This window comes from Rhodococcus sp. NPDC003322, from assembly GCF_053589555.1.
This window is the reverse complement of record NZ_JBSFSC010000002.1, coordinates 470323-487786: the sequence shown is the minus strand read 5'-3', so window position 1 is coordinate 487786 and position 17464 is coordinate 470323. Positions and strand designations below refer to the sequence as shown.

14 protein-coding genes are annotated in these 17464 nt (G+C 69.6%); 8 read left to right on the top strand and 6 right to left on the bottom strand.

From position 1 onward, the window contains the following. Nucleotides 1-40: 40 nt before the first annotated feature. Nucleotides 41-697 carry a YdcF family protein gene (locus ACWDUM_RS08660; RefSeq protein WP_450133643.1) on the bottom strand — a complete coding sequence of 219 codons (657 nt, stop codon included), beginning with the start codon at nt 695-697 and terminating at the stop codon, nt 41-43. 309 nt (nt 698-1006) lie between these two features. Here ACWDUM_RS08660 and ACWDUM_RS08655 point away from each other — a divergent pair, with 309 nt between their 5' ends. Then, nucleotides 1007-1672 (top strand): hypothetical protein, encoded by a 666-nt coding sequence (locus tag ACWDUM_RS08655; protein ID WP_450133642.1) that lies wholly within the window; start codon nt 1007-1009, stop codon nt 1670-1672. A gap of 157 nt (nt 1673-1829) precedes the next feature. Here ACWDUM_RS08655 and ACWDUM_RS08650 read toward each other — a convergent pair whose 3' ends face one another. Beyond that, nucleotides 1830-4055: an MMPL family transporter gene (locus ACWDUM_RS08650; RefSeq protein WP_450133641.1), complete on the bottom strand. Its 2226-nt coding sequence runs from the start codon at nt 4053-4055 to the stop codon at nt 1830-1832. A 162-nt stretch (nt 4056-4217) separates the two neighbouring features. Here ACWDUM_RS08650 and ACWDUM_RS08645 point away from each other — a divergent pair, with 162 nt between their 5' ends. Further along, nucleotides 4218-5963, top strand: coding sequence for a cholesterol oxidase substrate-binding domain-containing protein (locus tag ACWDUM_RS08645; protein ID WP_450133640.1), 1746 nt, complete (start codon nt 4218-4220; stop codon nt 5961-5963). Nucleotides 5964-6025: 62 nt separating this feature from the next. Here ACWDUM_RS08645 and ACWDUM_RS08640 read toward each other — a convergent pair whose 3' ends face one another. Next, nucleotides 6026-6301, bottom strand: coding sequence for a hypothetical protein (locus ACWDUM_RS08640; protein WP_450133639.1), 276 nt, complete (start codon nt 6299-6301; stop codon nt 6026-6028). 182 nt (nt 6302-6483) lie between these two features. Here ACWDUM_RS08640 and ald point away from each other — a divergent pair, with 182 nt between their 5' ends. The 3 genes from ald to ACWDUM_RS08625 all read left to right on the top strand — a co-directional run bounded on the left by ald (nt 6484) and on the right by ACWDUM_RS08625 (nt 9152). After that, nucleotides 6484-7584 carry an alanine dehydrogenase gene (gene ald, locus ACWDUM_RS08635; RefSeq protein WP_450133638.1) on the top strand — a complete coding sequence of 367 codons (1101 nt, stop codon included), beginning with the start codon at nt 6484-6486 and terminating at the stop codon, nt 7582-7584. Nucleotides 7585-7659: 75 nt separating this feature from the next. Beyond that, entirely contained in the window at nt 7660-8460 is an 801-nt protein-coding gene (locus ACWDUM_RS08630; protein ID WP_450133637.1) for a crotonase/enoyl-CoA hydratase family protein, read from the top strand. A gap of 80 nt (nt 8461-8540) precedes the next feature. Then, nucleotides 8541-9152 (top strand): ribonuclease H family protein, encoded by a 612-nt coding sequence (locus ACWDUM_RS08625; RefSeq protein WP_450133636.1) that lies wholly within the window; start codon nt 8541-8543, stop codon nt 9150-9152. A gap of 19 nt (nt 9153-9171) precedes the next feature. Here the strand turns inward: ACWDUM_RS08625 and ACWDUM_RS08620 are convergent, their stop codons facing one another. The 3 genes from ACWDUM_RS08620 to ACWDUM_RS08610 all read right to left on the bottom strand — a co-directional run bounded on the left by ACWDUM_RS08620 (nt 9172) and on the right by ACWDUM_RS08610 (nt 12131). Then, nucleotides 9172-10104 (bottom strand): amidohydrolase family protein, encoded by a 933-nt coding sequence (locus ACWDUM_RS08620; protein ID WP_450133635.1) that lies wholly within the window; start codon nt 10102-10104, stop codon nt 9172-9174. A gap of 308 nt (nt 10105-10412) precedes the next feature. After that, nucleotides 10413-11414: an oxidoreductase gene (locus ACWDUM_RS08615; protein ID WP_450133634.1), complete on the bottom strand. Its 1002-nt coding sequence runs from the start codon at nt 11412-11414 to the stop codon at nt 10413-10415. Between the two features lie 57 nt (nt 11415-11471). Beyond that, entirely contained in the window at nt 11472-12131 is a 660-nt protein-coding gene (locus ACWDUM_RS08610) for a TetR/AcrR family transcriptional regulator (RefSeq protein ID WP_450133633.1), read from the bottom strand. 239 nt (nt 12132-12370) lie between these two features. Here ACWDUM_RS08610 and ACWDUM_RS08605 point away from each other — a divergent pair, with 239 nt between their 5' ends. From ACWDUM_RS08605 to ACWDUM_RS08595, 3 genes are all read left to right on the top strand, one after another. Then, nucleotides 12371-14167 (top strand): acyl-CoA dehydrogenase, encoded by a 1797-nt coding sequence (locus ACWDUM_RS08605; protein WP_450133632.1) that lies wholly within the window; start codon nt 12371-12373, stop codon nt 14165-14167. A 115-nt stretch (nt 14168-14282) separates the two neighbouring features. Next, the gene (locus tag ACWDUM_RS08600) at nt 14283-15833 is read left to right on the top strand and encodes an AMP-binding protein (RefSeq protein WP_450133631.1); all 1551 of its coding nucleotides are present in this window, start codon (nt 14283-14285) and stop codon (nt 15831-15833) included. A 124-nt stretch (nt 15834-15957) separates the two neighbouring features. Beyond that, complete coding sequence (locus ACWDUM_RS08595; protein ID WP_450113124.1) at nt 15958-17424, top strand: aldehyde dehydrogenase family protein; 1467 nt, start codon at nt 15958-15960, stop codon at nt 17422-17424. Nucleotides 17425-17464 lie beyond the last annotated feature (40 nt).

Here is a 17464-nt window from a genome sequence, read left to right as displayed (position 1 = left end):
CGGCGGCGCGGGTGATTGATCGAATCGAGACCGGACCGGGTCAGAACGGTGCCACGACCCCCGCGATGGGGATCCGGCCCGCGACGGCCGTGCGGAAGTCCACCATCGCCCGCTGGAGGTGGTCGGGAGAGGTGACGACAACTGCGCTCGTGGCACCTCGCTGGGCGAGGATGCCGTTGGTGTTGCGGGCGTTCTCGACCGTCGATCGCGAGGTGTTCTCCTCGGTGATCCGGAACCAGGGAATACCGTTCGCTATCAGCCACGCCCGCATCGCGCCGGCCTCGGTGACGCCGGACTGCGGTACGCCGCCGCTGACGACGATCGGCGAGAGCGGGTACCGCCTGGCGACCTGGAGCGCCGCCTGCAACCGGGAGACGAGCACCGGGCGCATCGTCCCGTCCGGGTACAGACCCGCTCCGAGCACGACAATGTTCGTGCCCAACTGGTTCAGGTCGAGGACGACGGGGAACTGGGTCGTCAGGGTCTCCATCCGGGTGCAGCCGACGATCGTGTCGCGGACCGGACTCTGGCAGCCGCCGACGGTGGACAGGACGCCGTTGATCAGGGTGGTGGGGGTGATGTCGGCCTGCGCGGTGGCCGGGGCGACGGCGGAGACGACTGCGGCGGTGGCGGCAGTGGAGACGAGCGCGGTGAGGGCGAGACGTCGGACCCGGGCGATACGTGAACGCGGCGGCATGACACTCCTTTTCGTGTGGAAGGTTCCCCGACAGGTGGTGGTCACCGTGATCGAGTGTGCCCCAGCGCACACGATTTCGCACGGAGTACGAGAAGTGTGTCGGGGGTTGATCGACCGGATCCTTCGGCAACTGACGATCGCCGATTCGATCGTGAGCCGGGCGGAGAGTCCGGGTGGACCTGGCTAGCGTTGACCGCAATGATGCCTGGCCGCAATGAATCTGAATCCTCCGTGGGTGAGCGCTGGTGACTCTAGGATCCCGTGCGGTCGGAGCGAACCTCGCCCCGTCGTGAACCGTGAGGGGTGGAGATGATTCGTTCGGTTGTGGGTCGGGTGGCGGCGTCGGTGGCGGCGACGGCGCTGGCGGTCGGTGTCGGTGTGGTGGCAGGGGCCGGCACCTCGTCAGCCATCTACATCGCTCCCCAGCAAGGCGGGGCGGTGACGAAGTCGGTGGAGAACATCGACGTCAGCAGATATGCCGTGGGCGAGCCCTACGGCCTGGGCGGCGGCGCCGCGCAGGTCAGTATCGGCGGTGAGGTCACGTTCGTGACCAGTTTCCGGGTCAAGTCGGGGGAAGAGCGGCTCGTCACCAGGATTACCGAGCACGCTCCGGCCGGATTCGAGTACGTTCCGGGCAGCGCCACGTTCGGGTACTACGATGCCGCCGGCGTGGTCCGGAACGAACCCGTCACGCCGGAGGTGGGCGCTGGGACCCTCACGTGGAGGGCGCCCGCGGCCGGGTGGTCGACCGACGGGATTTCTCTCTCCGTCACGTATCGCGTTCCGCTGTTCACGATTCCCTCCATCGTCGAGGGCGGCGGGGTGACCTTCGACGTCGCGGGACTGGGGGAGAACGTGGGGTGGCCGACCATGGGGCCGGACGTGAACGTCAACCTGCCGAGCAATATCGACTTCATGGGTTCGACGTCGGGGCTCGGAGCACTCGGTTCCACGGCGCTCGGCTCCGCCAACTGACTGCCGGCGCTTCGATCGCGGGCCCCCGGCATTCGCCGGGGGCCCGCGAGTCGACGAACGCAATTGCCCACGGCCGCAACAGGTGAAGTCTCCGTGAGTCGGCGCCGGCGGTGCGTGGACTCGGGCACGCGCGGCGTGCCTCGAGAGCGGCGCCAGGTCAGCCTTCGCCGCGGGACAATGCGGAGGGCCACCAGATCGTCCGGCCGATGTCGTGGGAGAGCGCGGGCACCAGCACGCTGCGGACGACGATGGTGTCGAGGAGGACACCGAACGCGACCGCGAACCCGACCTCGGCGAGGAACACCAGCGGCAGCACCCCGAGCACCGCGAAGGTCGCGGCGAGCACGATGCCGGCCGACGTGATGACCCCGCCGGTGACGGCCAGGCCGCGCAGGACCCCGGCCCGGGTGCCGTGACGTTGGGCCTCCTCGCGCACCCGCGTCATCAGGAAGATGTTGTAGTCGATGCCCAGCGCGACCAGGAACACGAACGCGAACAGCGGGAACGAGGGGTCGGCTCCGGCGAAGTGGAAGACGTGCGTGAAGAAGAATCCGCACACGCCGAGCGTCGCCGCGAACGAGAGCACCACGGTCGCAATGAGAATCACCGGTGCCAGCAGGGCGCGAAGCAGTAGGGCCAGAACCACGAAGATGACCGCCAGGACGATCGGGATGATCACGTTGCGGTCCCGCACCGAGGCGGCCTGCACGTCCGCGGTGGCGGCGGTGCTGCCGCCGACCAGGGCGTCGGCGCCCGGCATCGCGTGCACGGCGTCCCGCAGCCGGTCCACGGTCGCGAGCGCCTCCGGTGAGTCGTAGGAGTCCGCTAGCGTCGCGTTCACCACGGTGCGCCCGTCGATCGGCTGGACGGTCAGAATCGGTGGGGGACAGCCGGCCTGGGGTGCGGAACCGGCGCCGGCGCCGAGTTTGGCGAGCTCTGCCAGCTTGGCGTAGTCGATCTGCAGGCACACCGATCCCGGCGCGGTCGAGACGCCGGGGGTGGCGGCCGCCGCGGCCATGACCGCGTCCACCTGATCCGCGTTGGTGACGATCACCGCGGGCGCTCCGGTTCCGGGATCGAAGTGGGTGTCGTAGATCTGCTGCCCGGTGACGGCGTCGGGGGTGTTGGTGAAGTTCTCGGCGGAGGTCAGGCCGCTGGTGTGCAGGCTGCCGATCCCGACGGCGAACAGGACGACGAGCAGGGCGGTGGCGCCGACCCAGGCCGGGCGGTCGCGCCGCCCGACCGCGGCGGCGATCCGTCCCCACCAGCCGTGGGTGGCGAGGTCGGCGGCGTGGTCGACGTGCGGAATCCGTGGCCAGAACACCCAGCGGCCGACCAGGGCCAGGAACACCGGCAGGAACGTCATCATGACCACGTAGGTGCAGCCGATGCCGATCGCCGCGACCGGCCCGAGGCCCTTGTTCGAGTTCAGTTCGGAGAAGCCCAGACACAGCAGACCGAGAACCACGGTGAGGGCGGACGCGGTGATCGCCGGGGCGGATTCGCGCCAGGCCCGGATCATCGCGTCGAACCGATTCGGGAAGTGGTGCAGTTCCTCCCGGTAGCGGGAGATCAGCAGCAGCGCGTAGTCGGTGCCTGCGCCCAGCACGAGGACCATCAGGATGCCCTGACTCTGTCCGGTGAGCGTCAGTACCTCCGCCTTCGCGAGGAGATAGATCAGCATCGATGACAGCCCCAGCGCGAGGCCGGCCGAGACCAGGGGGAAGAACCACAGCACCGGGGACCGGTAGACGACGAGCAGGATCGCGATCACCACCAGCACCGCCGCGAACAGCAGTGTGCTGTCGAGCCCCTCGAACGCGTCGATGAATGCCACGAGCAGTCCGCCGGGACCGGCGGGCAGCACCTCGAGTTCGGCGGTCGCCGCGGCCTTCGCGGCGTCCATGACCTCCTGTTCGGTGGCCGCGAGTTGGTCGCCGGTGACATCGGTGCCGTCCTTCTTGGCGACCAGCGGGACGTACTGGGCGGCGGTGGTGCCGTCGGCCGAATACTGGGTCGGGGTCATCCCGGCCGCGTCGACGCCGTCCACCCCGGCGACCGCCTCGCCGGCGCGCGCGATCGAGGCCCGGTCCTCCGGGGTGAGTGGTCCGTCCCGGTGGTAGACCACGAACCCGGGGATGGTCTGCACGGTGACGAAGGCCGCCGCCTGGTTCGCGGCGATGGTGGACTCGGCGGACTCCGGCAGGAACGCGGCGTTGTCGTTCTTCTGGACCTCGGTCAGCTTGCCCTGGTAGGCGCCGCCCGCCCCGCCCACGAGGAAGACGAGCACGGCGAGCACCAGGACGGCGAGGACGGGCCACCCGCGGCGCGGGGCCGGCGGCGGGTACCGGGCGGGTTCGGTGTCGAGGTCCACGTCGGTCATCGGGTCCCTGGCATCTTTCGGTTCGGAATGCGCGGTTCGGGCTCCACCAATGCGGTCCAGTACACCACGCACGGGCGGCCTTCCGCGCGGTCGTCGAGGCGGCCGATCGGATCGGACCAATTTCGATGCCACCGGCCTCGAATGTGTTCTAAGTTGTCCCGCATGACTGCTCAGGAACTCTCCCGGCGGGGTTTCCTCGCCGCCGCGGCGGCGGGGGCCGCCGCGTTGACAACCCTCGGCTGGACACCTGCGTACGCGCTCTCGTCGAGCGATGCCCGGGTCACGCTCCCGCCGCTGCCCGCCTTCCCGGAGGGCATCCCCCTCTCGCAGCAGGGCTACGAGAACTGGGTGAAGGAGATCGTCTTCGACCAGGTGTGGACCTGTGCCCCCTCGACCGCGGAGGACGTCGTGCGGGTGGCCAACTGGGCGCACGCCAACGGCTACCGGCTGCGTCCGCGCGGCACCATGCACGGGTGGAGCCCGCTGACCCTGGTGCCGGGGCAGAACGTCGACAAGGTTGTTCTGGTCGACACCCTGAGCCACCTCAACCACGTCGTGGTCAACACGTCCGCTGAGCCGGGGCGCTCGACGGTCACCGCCGGCGGCGGGGCGATGCTCATGGCCGTGCTGACCGAGCTGGAGAAGCACGGTCTGGGCTGGGCGAACTCGCCGGCCATCGGCGAGCTGTCGATCGCGGGCATCCTCGCGATCGACGCGCACGGGGCCACCCTGCCCGCGGACGGGGAGACGGCGCTCCCCGGCGCCTCGTTCGGATCGATCAGCAACCTCATCACGAAGCTGACCGCGGTGGTGTGGGACACCGGGCGCGGCGAGTACGTGCTGCGCGAGTTCACCCGGGCGGATTCGGGCATCCGGCCGCTGCTCACCCACCTCGGCCGCACCTTCGTCACCGAGGTGACCCTGCAGGCCGGACCGAACTACCGGCTGCGGTGCGAGTCGTCCACGGACATTCCGTGGCGTGAGCTGTTCGCGCCCGCCGGATCCGCGGGCCGGACCTTCGAGAGCTTCGTGGCGAAGTCGGGCCGGGTGGAGGCGATCTGGTTCCCGTTCACCGACACCCCGTACCTCAAGGTGTGGACCCCGACCCCCACCAAGCCGTCGAAGTCACGGGAGGTGACCGGGCCCTACAACTATCCGTACTCCGACTCGCTGCCGAAGCCGGTCACGGATCTGCTCGGACAGATCGTCAACGGCGCCGGTGCGCTGACCCCGCTGTTCGGTCAGACCCAACTGGCCACCTTCAAGGCCGGTCTGGCCACCACCAACGGCGCCGACCTGTGGGGCTGGTCCAAGGATGTTCAGTTCTACCTGCGGGCCACGACATTGCGGATGACGGCCGGTGGCGGCGTGGTGATCACCAAGCGCTCCAACATCGCCCGGGTCATCAACGAGTTCGTCACCTGGCACAACAAGCGGCAGCAGGAGCTCAAGGCGAAGGGGAAGTACCCGATCAACGGCCCGTTCGAGGTGCGGCTGTGCGGCCTCGACGATCAGTCCGAGGTGACGGTGGAAACCGCCGGCCCGCCGACGATCTCGGCCTTGCGTCCGCGTCCGGACCATCCGGAGTGGGACACCGCGATCTGGATGAATGTGGTCGGCGTCCCGGGCACCCCGGGCATGGCCGCGTACTTCCGGGAGATGGAGCGCTTCATGCGCGAGAACTACAGCGGTGACTACGCCACGTTCCGCCCCGAGTGGGCCAAGGGCTGGGCCTTCACCGACAAGGCCGCGTTCGTCGACGCCGAGACCATCGGCACGGTCATCCCGCAGACCTATCGTGCCGGGGTGCCGTCCGGGGACAACTGGGATTCCGCGCGCGCGGCGTTCAACGAGTACGACCCGCACCGGATCTTCACGAATCCCCTCCTGGATCAACTGCTTCCGTAGCTTCCAGGGGTCGCCGCCTCCGAAGTCGCCCGGGCTCGCAGGGTGACTTCGGGGGCGGGATGCTATCGAGCGCGCCTGTGCACGAGCGAAGCGGTCCGGCCCGCCGGCCGGCCGGTCAGCCCGCACAGCGTCGCCACCTGTCCGATGGTGAGGGTCTCGCCGTCGTGCATCGCCAGGGCGAATCGCCCGTCGGCACGGACCCGCACCGCGACGGCCGTCTCGCTGCGGCCCGCGTCGTCCGCCCGATCCAGCAGGTACTCGTCGCCGCCCGCCGGGGCCGGCGTCACCGCCCGGACCGCACCGCGTGCGAATGCCTCTTCGATGAGACCGTCGATCATGACGCTGACTCCTCACGTGTCGGGCACCCTGCCCGCCGCGAGTGTATTAGGTACGCCTAACCTAATGTCAAGCGGGTGTGCAGGGGATTTCTCCGGCGTTCCGGCGTGGGCGCGGAAGAAAATCCATACTGGAAGTGACGCCGATCGCGTCGCCCTGCCCCACCGAACTCGAGGTGATCGCCATGAGGATCGGAATTCCACGCGAGCTCAAGAACCATGAGTACCGAGTCGCCATCACACCTGCCGGGGTCCACGAACTGGTCGGTCGCGGGCATCGGGTGCTCGTCGAGTCCGGCGCCGGTGCCGGCTCGTCGCTGCCCGACGACGACTACCGCGTCGCGGGCGCCCAGGTGGTGCCCACCGCCGCCGACGTCTGGGCCGATGCAGACCTGCTGCTGAAGGTGAAAGAACCTATCGCCGAGGAGTATTCGCGGCTGCGGGCGGGGCAGGTGCTGTTCGCCTACCTGCACCTGGCGGCGTCCCGGGAGTGCACCGACGCGCTGCTCGCCGCGCGGACGACCACGATCGCCTACGAGACGGTCCGGACCCCGGACGGATCGCTGCCGCTGCTGGCGCCGATGAGTGAGGTCGCCGGCCGGCTCGCCCCGCAGGTCGGCGCCTACCACCTGATGGCCCACGCCGATGGTCGGGGCGTCCTGATGGGCGGGGTCCCCGGCGTGCGGCCGGCCGATGTGGTCGTGCTCGGCGGCGGCGTCGCCGGGCGGAACGCGACCGCGATCGCGGTCGGGATGCGAGCCGACGTCACCGTGCTCGACGTCAACCCGGCCCGGCTGCGGGAGATCGACGACGGCTACCGGGGCCGGGTGCGTACCGTCGCGTCAAACGGCTACGAACTCGAACGCGCGGTCCTCGGTGCCGACCTGGTGATCGGTGCGGTGCTGATCCCCGGTGCGCGCGCCCCGAAGCTGGTGTCGAACGAGTTGGTGTCACGGATGCGCCGGGGTTCGGTCCTGGTGGACATCGCAGTCGACCAGGGCGGCTGCTTCGAGGACACCCACCCGACCACGCACGACGCCCCCACGTTCCGGGTGCACGACTCGGTGTTCTACTGCGTCGCCAACATGCCCGGCGCGGTGCCCCGGACGTCGACGTTCGCGCTGACGAACGCCACCCTGCCGTACGTGGTGGCGCTGGCCGATCAGGGTTGGCGCCGGGCGACCGCCGCGGACCCGGCACTCGCGGCGGGCCTGACCACCCACGACGGTGCCGTGCTCTCCGCCGGTGTCGCCGAGGCCCACGGTTACCTCGTGCAGGCGGCGTAGCCGCTCGTGCGTGGATCCGGGGTCCCGGGACCCGCAGAACGCGCACGAGCACCGGAGGTGCCTAGGGTTGGGCGCATGAGCGACGCGATCGAGATCCGGCGGGACGGCGACATCGTCACCTGGACACTGAACCGGCCGGAAACCCGCAACGTCATCTCCGAGCCGGACATGGTGGCGGCATTCGAGGAGGCCATCGCCGCCGTCAACGCCGACCGCGCCGTGCGGGTGGTGGTGCTCGCGGCGAACGGTCCCGCGTTCTCCTCCGGCGGCAACGTCAAGCACATGCGGGACAAGGCCGGCATGTTCGGCGGGGCGCCGGCCGAACTGCGGGACGGCTACCGGCAGGGCATCCAGCGCATCCCGAAGGCGTTGTACCACTGCGAGGTTCCGGTGATCGCGGCCGTCGGCGGCCCGGCGGTCGGTGCGGGCTGCGATCTGGCACTCATGTGCGACATGCGGGTCGCGTCCACCGCGGCGAAATTCGCGGAGAGTTTCGTCAAGCTCGGCATCATCCCCGGCGACGGCGGCGCATGGCTGCTGCCGCGCGCGGTCGGGCTGGCACGGGCCGCGGAGATGGCGTTCACCGGCGACGCGATCGACGCGGAGACCGCACTCGACTGGGGCCTGGTGTCGCGCGTCGTCGACCCCGACGACCTGCTTCCGACCGCGCACGCGCTGGCGGCCCGGGTGGCGGCGAACCCGCCGCAGGCGCTGCGGATGACCAAGAAGCTGCTTCGCGAGGGCCAGCACCAGAGCCTCGAGTCGCTGCTCGAACTGTCGGCGGCGATGCAGGCGTTGGCCCACAGCACCCGCGACCATCAGGAGGCGGTGGCGGCGATGCTGGAGAAGCGTCCGCCGCGGTTCATCGGCGAGTAGGTGTCGCGGTCGCGGGCGGAGGGTGGGAGATTGGCCACCTCCGCCCCGTTTGTCGGTCGTTCACCGTAGAGTGTGCAACCGTGATCATCGTCAGTACGGACGGCTCCTGCCTGCGGAATCCGGGCGGCGCGATCGGCTGGGCCTGGGTGAATCATCACGGCCCCAGCCGGTCGGGTGGCGAACGGTCGGGCACCAACCAGATCGCCGAGTTGCGGGCGCTGCTCGAGGCCATCCTGGCGCATCCCGGTGACGAGCCGATGCTGATCGAATCCGACTCGCAGTACGCGATCAAGTGCGCGTCCGAGTGGGTGACCGGGTGGAAGCGGAAGGGGTGGCGCACCTCCTCCGGCGACCCGGTCAAGAACGTCGACCTGATCCGGGACATCGACCAGGCGCTGGCGGAGCGGTCCGGTCCGGTTCGCTTCCGCTGGGTTCGCGGACATGTCGGCAACCACTACAACGAGGAAGCCGACCGACTGGCCGGTGAGGCCGCTCGCGCGGTCGCGGCCAAGGCGGCGCACACACCTTCCCGCCCCGCCGCCGTGCACACCGCGACCGCCGCTGCCGCGACCACCGGGTCGCCGGCGAAGAAGACCCGCCAGGTGCGGCGGGCGCCGGCCCGGGTCGCCGAGCCCGAGCCCGCGCTGTTCGACCTGCCCGCCGCCGACTCGAAGGAACTGACCCTCTTCTGACTCGGGATCGGGCCTGCTGTCAGAGACCGAAGACGCGGGCGGCGTTGTCGTGGCAGACGCCGCGCAGCCACGCCTCCCCGAGGTCGAGACGAGCGACGGCGTCGAGCGCATGCACGTACGGGTAGGGGATGTTCGGGAAGTCGCTGCCGAACAGGATCCGGTCTCCGAGGTCGCGCAGCCGTCGTGAATCGGCCGGGTCGGACGGTGCCATGTCGCCGATGAAGTCGGTGAAGGCCATCGTGGTGTCGAGCAGCACCGACTCGTACCGGCCCGCCAGGTCCAGGAACGCGTTGTACTCCGGCATCCCCATGTGCGCGATGATCAGCGGCAGCCGCGGGTACCGGGCCATCAGTGTCTCGATCCGGTCCGGCCCGGTGAACCGTCCCGGTGCCGGGCCGGAGCCGCAGTGGATGACGATCGGTACTCCGGCGTCCTGGATCTGCCCCCACACCTCGTCGAGCAGCGGATCGTTCGGGTCGTAGTCGCCGACCTGGATGTGCGACTTGAAAACCCGGGTGCCTGCAGCGAGCGCGTCGGCCACGTAGCCGGGGGCGCTCGGCTCGGGGTAGAAGGTGCTGGTGTGCAGGCAGTCGGGGTTGCGGGCGGCGAACTCGACGGCCCACTGGTTCAGCCACGCGGCCATGTCCGGCCGGTGCGGGTAGATCATCGACGTGAACGCGTGCACCCCGTACGACCGCAGCCGGTCCAGCCGGACGTCCTCGTCGTGGCGGTACTGGATCGGCCAGACCACCCCGGTCAGCGGACCGGCGGAGTCGAAGTACGCCCACACCTTGTCCATCACGCGTTTGGGCATGAAGTGGGTGTGGACGTCGATGATGCTGTCCAGTCCGTGGTCCGCGCGGAACCGGGTGACCGCCTCAACGTCGGCGTGCCGGTCGTCGTCCCGGGTCGCCTGCCCGGGACCGCTGGCCGCTTCGGGGATCTCGCACATGCCCCCACCCTGTCATGTTGCTGCCAACGTCCTTCGCCCGGTCGACATCGCGGCCGGTCGTCAATAGCGTGGCGGATGGTCAGGTCTTCTCGGGCCGGACGCAGTCACGACGAAAGGACGCTCATGCTCACCACCGCGATCAACTGGATCCTCGGCTCGGTCGGGACCGTCGCCGCGGGCAGCAGCGGCTACCAGATTCCGCCGGGGACCCTGCCGTTCGGCAGCTGACGCGCTCCTCGCCTGCCGAGTGAACGCTTCCGTTCACTCGGCAGGGGGAGGTCGCTCAGGGGACTGGTTGTGTGTGGGCGTCAGAAGCCGTCCGCGACGCGGACGACGGTGCGGCCGGACCGGCCGCCGGCGCGGATCACGTCGAGCACCGCGGCGACGTCCCGAACCGGAACCTCCCGGGTGAGCGCGTCCAGGTGCCGCGGCCGCAGGTCGGTCGCGATGCGCTCCCACAGGGCGCGGCGCCGGTCGATCGGCAGCTGCACCGAGTCGATGCCGAGCAGGTCGACGCCGCGCAGGATGAACGGCATCACGGTGGTGTGCAGCGCGGCGCCGCCGGTGAGGCCGCTGGCCGCGACCGCTCCGCCGTACCTGACCGTGCTCAGCACGTCGGCCAGCGTCGCCCCGCCGACGCAGTCCACCGCCGCCGCCCACTCCGCCTTTCCGAGGGCCCGCGGTTTGGCGGCCGGATCCGCGGGCAGCCGGCCGATCACCCGGGCCGCTCCGAGTGACGTCAGCAACTCGTGGGCCTCCGGCTTCCCGGTGGACGCGACCACCTCGAATCCGGCCGCCGCGAGCAGGTCGACGCTGACGCTGCCGACGCCACCCGACGCGCCGGTCACCAGCACCGGCCCGTCGCCCGGCGTCAGTCCCCGGTCCATCAGCGCCTGCACGCTCATCGCGGCGGTGAACCCGGCGGTCCCGACCGTCGCGGCCTCCCGCGGCGTCAGCGTCGACAGCTTCACCACCCAGTCCGCGGGAACCCGGGCGTACTCGGCGTAGCCGCCGTGCCGGGCGGTGCCGATGTCGTAGCCGTGCGCGACGACCCGGTCGCCCGGAGCGAAGTCGGGGGAGTCTGAGGCGACGACCTCGCCGGCGATGTCGATGCCTGGCACGATCGGGTACTCCCGGACGACGCCGCCGCGCGGGGTGACGGCGAGCGCGTCCTTGAAGTTCACACTCGAGAAGTCCACGCGGATCAGGACCTCGCCGGCGGGCAGCGAGGTCTCGTCGAGGGTTTCGGGGGTCAGGGTGATCGCCCCGTCGGCTTCGCGGGCGACGAGAGCGGAGAAGGTGAGGGTCACGCCGAGAACACTAGGACGTGTCCGGCGATCCGTCCCGGCGCCGGCCGGGATCGGTCCTCATGCCTCCGGTCGCACCCCGAGCATCGCCGCGGCCAGGTCGGCGTACTGCGCGGCAAGGAGTTCCGGGTCGGTGTTGCGGCCCGGCTGGTACCACCGGGCCACGTCGATGCCCATCGACAGGATCGCCCGAGCCGCGGTGGCGACCGCGGGCACGACGAAGTCCCCGCTGTCGACGCCGGCCTGGATCTCCTGTCGCACGAACCGTTCTGTGTCCCGCCGGATCTCGGCGACCTCCGCGTAGTGCTCCGCGGTGAGCGCCGCGATCTCGTACTGGGCGACGCGGCAGTAGGTGTGGTACTGGACGTGCCACGAGGTGAAGGCCCGCACCAGTGCCCGCATGCGTTCCGTCGGGGTCGACCCCTCGGCGGCCGCGGCGCGGATGGCGTCGAGGACGCCGAGGTGCCCGGCATGGCTGACCGCGTAGAGCACGGCTTCCTTGGATTTGAAGTGCACGTACAGCGCGGCCGGGCTCAGCCCTGCGCCCTCGGAGATGTGCCGGGTGGTGGTGGCGTGGTAGCCGCGTTCGGCGAATGCCTGGACCGCGGAGCCGATCAGCCGGCGGGCGACCTCGGAGCCGACGTCCGGGAACAGTGCGGCGAGCTCGGTGCCGAGGGCGGGTTCGTCGACCTCGGTCGTGGTCGACGACGGCTTGCTCATCTCGGGCCTCTCGTGTGCAGGGGTGCCTGGTGCCTTGACATCATGCACCATCACCGGTCTACTAAGTGAGCGCTTAGTAATCCCGTTTCTCCCGAGAGGTGACGCGATGAGCAACATCTCGTTCGATTTCGCCGGCCGGACCGTCGTGGTCACCGGGGCCGCCCCCGGCGTCGCGATGTGACCGGCGGCGAACCGCCTGATTCGGAGCTGCCGCAGCCACTTTCCGGAAGGATGTACTCATGACCACCGCCCCGCTGTCACGTCGCGACCTCGACTTCCTGCTCTACGAGTGGCTCGACGTGACCACGCTGACCGAGCGCAAGCGCTTCGCCGAACATTCGAGGGAGACCTTCGACGCGGTGCTCGACCTGAGCGCCGAGATGGCGATCAAGCACTTCGCCCCGCACAACAAGAAGGCGGACGCCAACGAGCCGCACATGCTGCCCGACGGCACGGTGGAGATGATCCCCGAGGTCGCCGAGGCGCTCCGGATCTTCGGCGAGGCGGGTCTGATCGCCGGGCAGTTCGACGAGTCGTTCGGCGGCATGCAGCTGCCTGCGGTGCTCGCCCGCGCGTCGATGGCCTGGTTCCAGGCGGCCAACGCCGCCACTTCGTCGTACCCGTTCCTGACCATCGGCAATGCGAATCTCATTGTCGCGCACGGCAGCCAGGAGCAGATCGACACCTACGTCCGGCCGATGCTCGAGGGTCGGTTCTTCGGCACCATGTGCCTCTCGGAGCCGCAGGCCGGATCCTCGCTGGCCGACGTCACCACCCGGGCGGTCCGCCAGGACGACGGCACCTACCGGCTCACCGGAACCAAGATGTGGATCTCCGGTGGCGATCACGAACTCACCGAGAACATCGTGCACCTGGTGCTGGCCAAGGTCCCGGGCGGACCGGCCGGCGTCAAGGGCATCTCGCTGTTCGTGGTCCCGAAGAAGCTGGTGAACGCGGACGGTTCGCTCGGGGAGCGCAACGACGTCACCCTGGTCGGGCTGAACCACAAGATGGGCAACCGCGGCACCACCAACACGCTGCTGAACTTCGGCGACGGCACCCACACTCCCGGCGGTGAGGCCGGCGCGGTCGGCTACCTGGTCGGCGAGGAGAACAAGGGCCTGTCCTACATGTTCCACATGATGAACGAGGCCCGGATCGGTGTCGGTTTCCTCGCCATCTCGCTCGGCTACGCCGGCTACCTGCAGTCGGTGGAGTACGCCGCGACCCGCACCCAGGGCCGCGCCGCCGACGACAAGGACCCGACGTCACCGCCGGTACCGATCAACCGGCACGCGGATGTGCGCCGAATGCTGTTGGCGCAGAAGGCGTACGTCGAGGGTGCGATGGCGCTCGGGCTGTACTGCAGCAAGCTGTTCGACGACCAGGAAACCGCCGAGGGTGAAGAGGCCACACGGGCGGCACTGCTGCTCGACACCCTCACCCCGATCGTCAAGAGCTGGCCCTCGCAGTGGTGTCTCGAGGCCAACAGCCTGGCCATCCAGGTGCACGGCGGCTACGGCTACACCCGCGACTACGACGTCGAGCAGTTCTACCGGGACAACCGGCTCAACCCGATCCACGAGGGCACCCACGGCATCCAGGGACTCGACCTGCTCGGCCGCAAGGTGACCATGCGGGGCGGAGCCGGGCTGGCGCTGCTGGCCGAGACGGTGCGCGCGACGATCGCTCGGGCCGACGCCGTCGGCGGGGCGGCAGCCGAGTATGCGGTGCAGCTCGGCGCCGTGCTCGACCGCGTCGTGGCGACCACCGGGAAGCTCTGGGGCACCGGTGATCCCGCGGTCGCGCTGGCCAACTCCTCCGCCTATCTGGAGGCATTCGGGCACATGGTCGTGGCCTGGATCTGGCTCGAGCAGCTGCTCGCGGCCGACGGCAGGAGCGGCGACTTCTACGAGGGCAAGCGCGCCGCGGCCCGGTACTTCTTCCGCTACGAACTGCCGAAGACCGGCCCGCAACTGGACCTGCTCGACAGTCTGGACCGGACGCTGCTGGACGTGGACCCCGCCTGGCTGTGATCGCCGTCCGATCGGTGACCGGTCCTGGCGGACACCGCTCACGGAAATCGCCCGTGCGGACGACCTCCTGAGGTATGAACGACGAGAACTGACGTTCACTTCAGGAGGTCGTTTCGTGTACGTGGGGAACTTCGCCGCCACCACGCCGGACAAGCCGGCGATCATCCGTCCCGCCACCGGCGAACAGCTGACCTACCGCGAGCTGGACGAACGCTCCATCCGGCTGGCGAAGTACCTGCGCGCCGCCGGCGCACGGCGCGGGGACCACCTCGCGCTGATCTCCGGCAACGACCTGCGCGTGATGGAGGTGTACTGGGCCGCGCTGCGGTCCGGGCTCTACATCACCGTGGTCAACTGGCACCTGACGCCGGCCGAGGCGGCGTACGTCGTCGACGACTGCGGCGCGTCGATCCTGGTGGTCTCCGCGGACTCCGCCACCGCGATCGACGTGGCGCCGGGCGCATTCCCGAAGGTCACCCACCGCCTGGTGTTCGGGGGTGCACTGGACGGGTTCGAGGACTACGAGCAGGCGTTGTCGCGGTACGACGCGTCCCCTCTCGACGACCAGCCGCGCGGTCAGGACATGCTGTACTCGTCCGGCACCACCGGCCGACCGAAGGGCATCAAGCCCAGGCTCTCCGGTGGGCAGGTACACGACACGATGGACCCGTACACCGCGGTGTTCGCGCCGCTGTACGGATTCGGCCCGGACACCGTGTACCTCTGCCCGGCGCCGCTGTATCACGCAGCGCCGCTGCGGTTCTGCGGCACCATCACCTCGGTGGGTGGAACGGTGGTCCTGATGGACCGGTTCGACGCGGAGCGGTCCCTCGCCCTGATCGAGCGGTACGGCGTCACGCACAGTCAGTGGGTACCGACGATGTTCGTCCGGATGCTCAAGCTGCCACCCGAGATCCGGGACCGGTACGACGTGTCGAGCATGAAGGCCGCCGTGCACGCCGCGGCGCCCTGCCCGCCGGAGGTGAAGCGGGCGATGATCGACTGGTGGGGGCCGGTGATCCACGAGTACTACGCCTCCACCGAGGGATCCGGTGCCACGTTCATCGACAGCGCGCAGGCGCTGGAGAAGCCCGGATCGGTCGGCCGGGACGGGGCGCTCGGCATCGTCCACATCTGCGACGAACTCGGGGTCGAGGTGCCGGCCGGACAGGCCGGCACCGTCTGGTGGGAGCGCGACGAGCGCCCGTTCGAGTACCACAACGCGCCCGCCAAGACCGAGGAGGCTACGCATCCCGCGCACCCCACGTGGACCACCAGCGGCGATATCGGACACCTCGACGAGGACCGGTTCCTCTATCTCACCGATCGGGCCGCGTTCACCATCATCTCCGGCGGCGTGAACATCTACCCGCAGGAATCGGAGAACGTTCTGACCCTGCATCCCAAGGTGTTCGACGCCGCCGTCATCGGGGTCCCGAACGAGGAGATGGGGGAGGAGGTCAAGGCCGTCGTGCAGCTCGCGGCCGGTGTCGAGCCGGGTCCCGAGATCGAACGCGAACTGCTCGACCACGTCCGTGACCGGGTCGCGCACTACAAGGCCCCGGTCAGCATCGACTTCACCGACGACCTGCCCCGCACGCCCACCGGCAAGCTGGTCAAGCACCGGCTGAGGGCGCGCTACCTGTCCGCGCCGCCGACCGGCTGACCGCACGGTGAAGAAGCCAAATATTCATTGATGGAAATGCGGTTCTCGCTGTAGTAACCTTGTTACTGGCTCGACGGCACCTCTGCCCACCCGACAGCGACACGTGAACCGAAGGCGACCCGCGATGACCTCCACACCGATCCTGACCGACGTGATCGACGACCTCCGCAACCGTCGGGGAACCGGCGAGACGGTCCCGATCATCGACCCGGCGACCGAGGAGCAGATCGCCGAGTTCGCCGACGGCGGCGCGGACGCCGTCGACGAGGCCGTCGGGCGCGCCCGCAGTTCGTTCGACTCCGGTGTCTGGCAGGGCCTTCCGGGCAGCGAGCGGGCGAAGGTCCTGTGGCGCGTCGCCGATCTCATGGACGAGAGCGCGGACGACCTCGCGGAGCTCGACTCGGTCAACACCGGCATGCCGTACGTCCAGGCCCGGTCGATCACGACCACGTGCGCCGAGGTCTTCCGGTACTACGCGGGGTGGTGCACGAAACTCGACGGTATCGCGCATGACGTCCACATGGCCGGTGGTATCACCGGCGCGCACTCGAACATGCACGGGTACACGCTCAAGGAACCCTACGGCGTCGTCGGCCTCATCTTCCCGTGGAACGGACCGCTGTTCAACGCCGCCGCCAAGATCGCGCCCGCACTCGCCGCCGGGTGCAGCAGCGTCGTCAAACCCGCCGAGGAGACACCGTTCTCGGCGGTCCTCCTGGACCGGATCCTCACCCGCGCCGGCGTCCCGGACGGGGTGGTCAATCTCGTGACCGGGAACGGTCACACGGCAGGCAAGGCGCTCAGCGAGCACCCCGACGTCGAGAAGATCGCCTTCACCGGGTCCACCGAGGTCGGCAAGCAGATCGTCCAGGCGTCCGCGGGGAACCTCAAACGTGTCATGCTCGAACTGGGCGGCAAGTCCCCGGTCCTCATCTACGACGACGCCGACCTCGACATGGCGATCCTGGCGGCCTCGATGGGGATCTTCATCCACTCCGGTCAGGGCTGCATCTGCGGGTCGCGGGTGTTCGTCCAGCGAGGCGTGTACGACCGCGTCCTCGAGGGCATGTCGACGATCGCGCACTCACTCCAACTCGGCGGCCCGAAGGACGAGGGTTCGCACATCGGGCCGCTCATCAGCCGAAAGCAACTCGACCGCGTCATGGGGTTCATCGACGGCGGCCGCAGCGACGGCGTCGAGGTCGTCGCGGGGGGCCACCGGCTCGACCGGCCAGGGTACTTCGTCCACCCGACGATCGTCACCGACGTCGACCCGGCGATGAGGTTGTACCAGCAGGAGATCTTCGGACCGGTCGTGGCGGTGCTGCCGTTCGACGACGATGACGAAGTGGTCGCGCTCGCGAACGACTCCGACTACGGACTCGCGGCCACGGTGTGGACCAAGGACGGTGCCCGTGCCCACCGCCTCGCGAAGCGCCTGCAGTCCGGCACCGTGACCCTCAACTGCCAGATGGTCTTCGACCACGCGATGCCGTTCGGCGGATACAAGCAGTCCGGCTGGGGCTACGAGTGGGGTCGCGCGGGTATCGAGAGCTACCTCCAGACCAAGACCGTGTTCACGCAACTCTGAGAGCGGTCGGTCACCCCGGGCCGAGGGCGGTCCGCAGCTC

Bases quoted from the DNA above. Each gene is read 5' to 3' on its own strand.
- ACWDUM_RS08660 (WP_450133643.1), bottom strand. From the start codon at position 697: ATGCCGCCGCGTTCACGTATCGCCCGGGTCCGACGTCTCGCCCTCACC.
- ACWDUM_RS08655 (WP_450133642.1), top strand. From the start codon at position 1,007: ATGATTCGTTCGGTTGTGGGTCGGGTGGCGGCGTCGGTGGCGGCGACG.
- ACWDUM_RS08650 (WP_450133641.1), bottom strand. From the start codon at position 4,055: ATGACCGACGTGGACCTCGACACCGAACCCGCCCGGTACCCGCCGCCG.
- ACWDUM_RS08645 (WP_450133640.1), top strand. From the start codon at position 4,218: ATGACTGCTCAGGAACTCTCCCGGCGGGGTTTCCTCGCCGCCGCGGCG.
- ACWDUM_RS08640 (WP_450133639.1), bottom strand. From the start codon at position 6,301: ATGATCGACGGTCTCATCGAAGAGGCATTCGCACGCGGTGCGGTCCGG.
- ald (WP_450133638.1), top strand. From the start codon at position 6,484: ATGAGGATCGGAATTCCACGCGAGCTCAAGAACCATGAGTACCGAGTC.
- ACWDUM_RS08630 (WP_450133637.1), top strand. From the start codon at position 7,660: ATGAGCGACGCGATCGAGATCCGGCGGGACGGCGACATCGTCACCTGG.
- ACWDUM_RS08620 (WP_450133635.1), bottom strand. From the start codon at position 10,104: ATGTGCGAGATCCCCGAAGCGGCCAGCGGTCCCGGGCAGGCGACCCGG.
- ACWDUM_RS08610 (WP_450133633.1), bottom strand. From the start codon at position 12,131: ATGAGCAAGCCGTCGTCGACCACGACCGAGGTCGACGAACCCGCCCTC.
- ACWDUM_RS08605 (WP_450133632.1), top strand. From the start codon at position 12,371: ATGACCACCGCCCCGCTGTCACGTCGCGACCTCGACTTCCTGCTCTAC.
- ACWDUM_RS08595 (WP_450113124.1), top strand. From the start codon at position 15,958: ATGACCTCCACACCGATCCTGACCGACGTGATCGACGACCTCCGCAAC.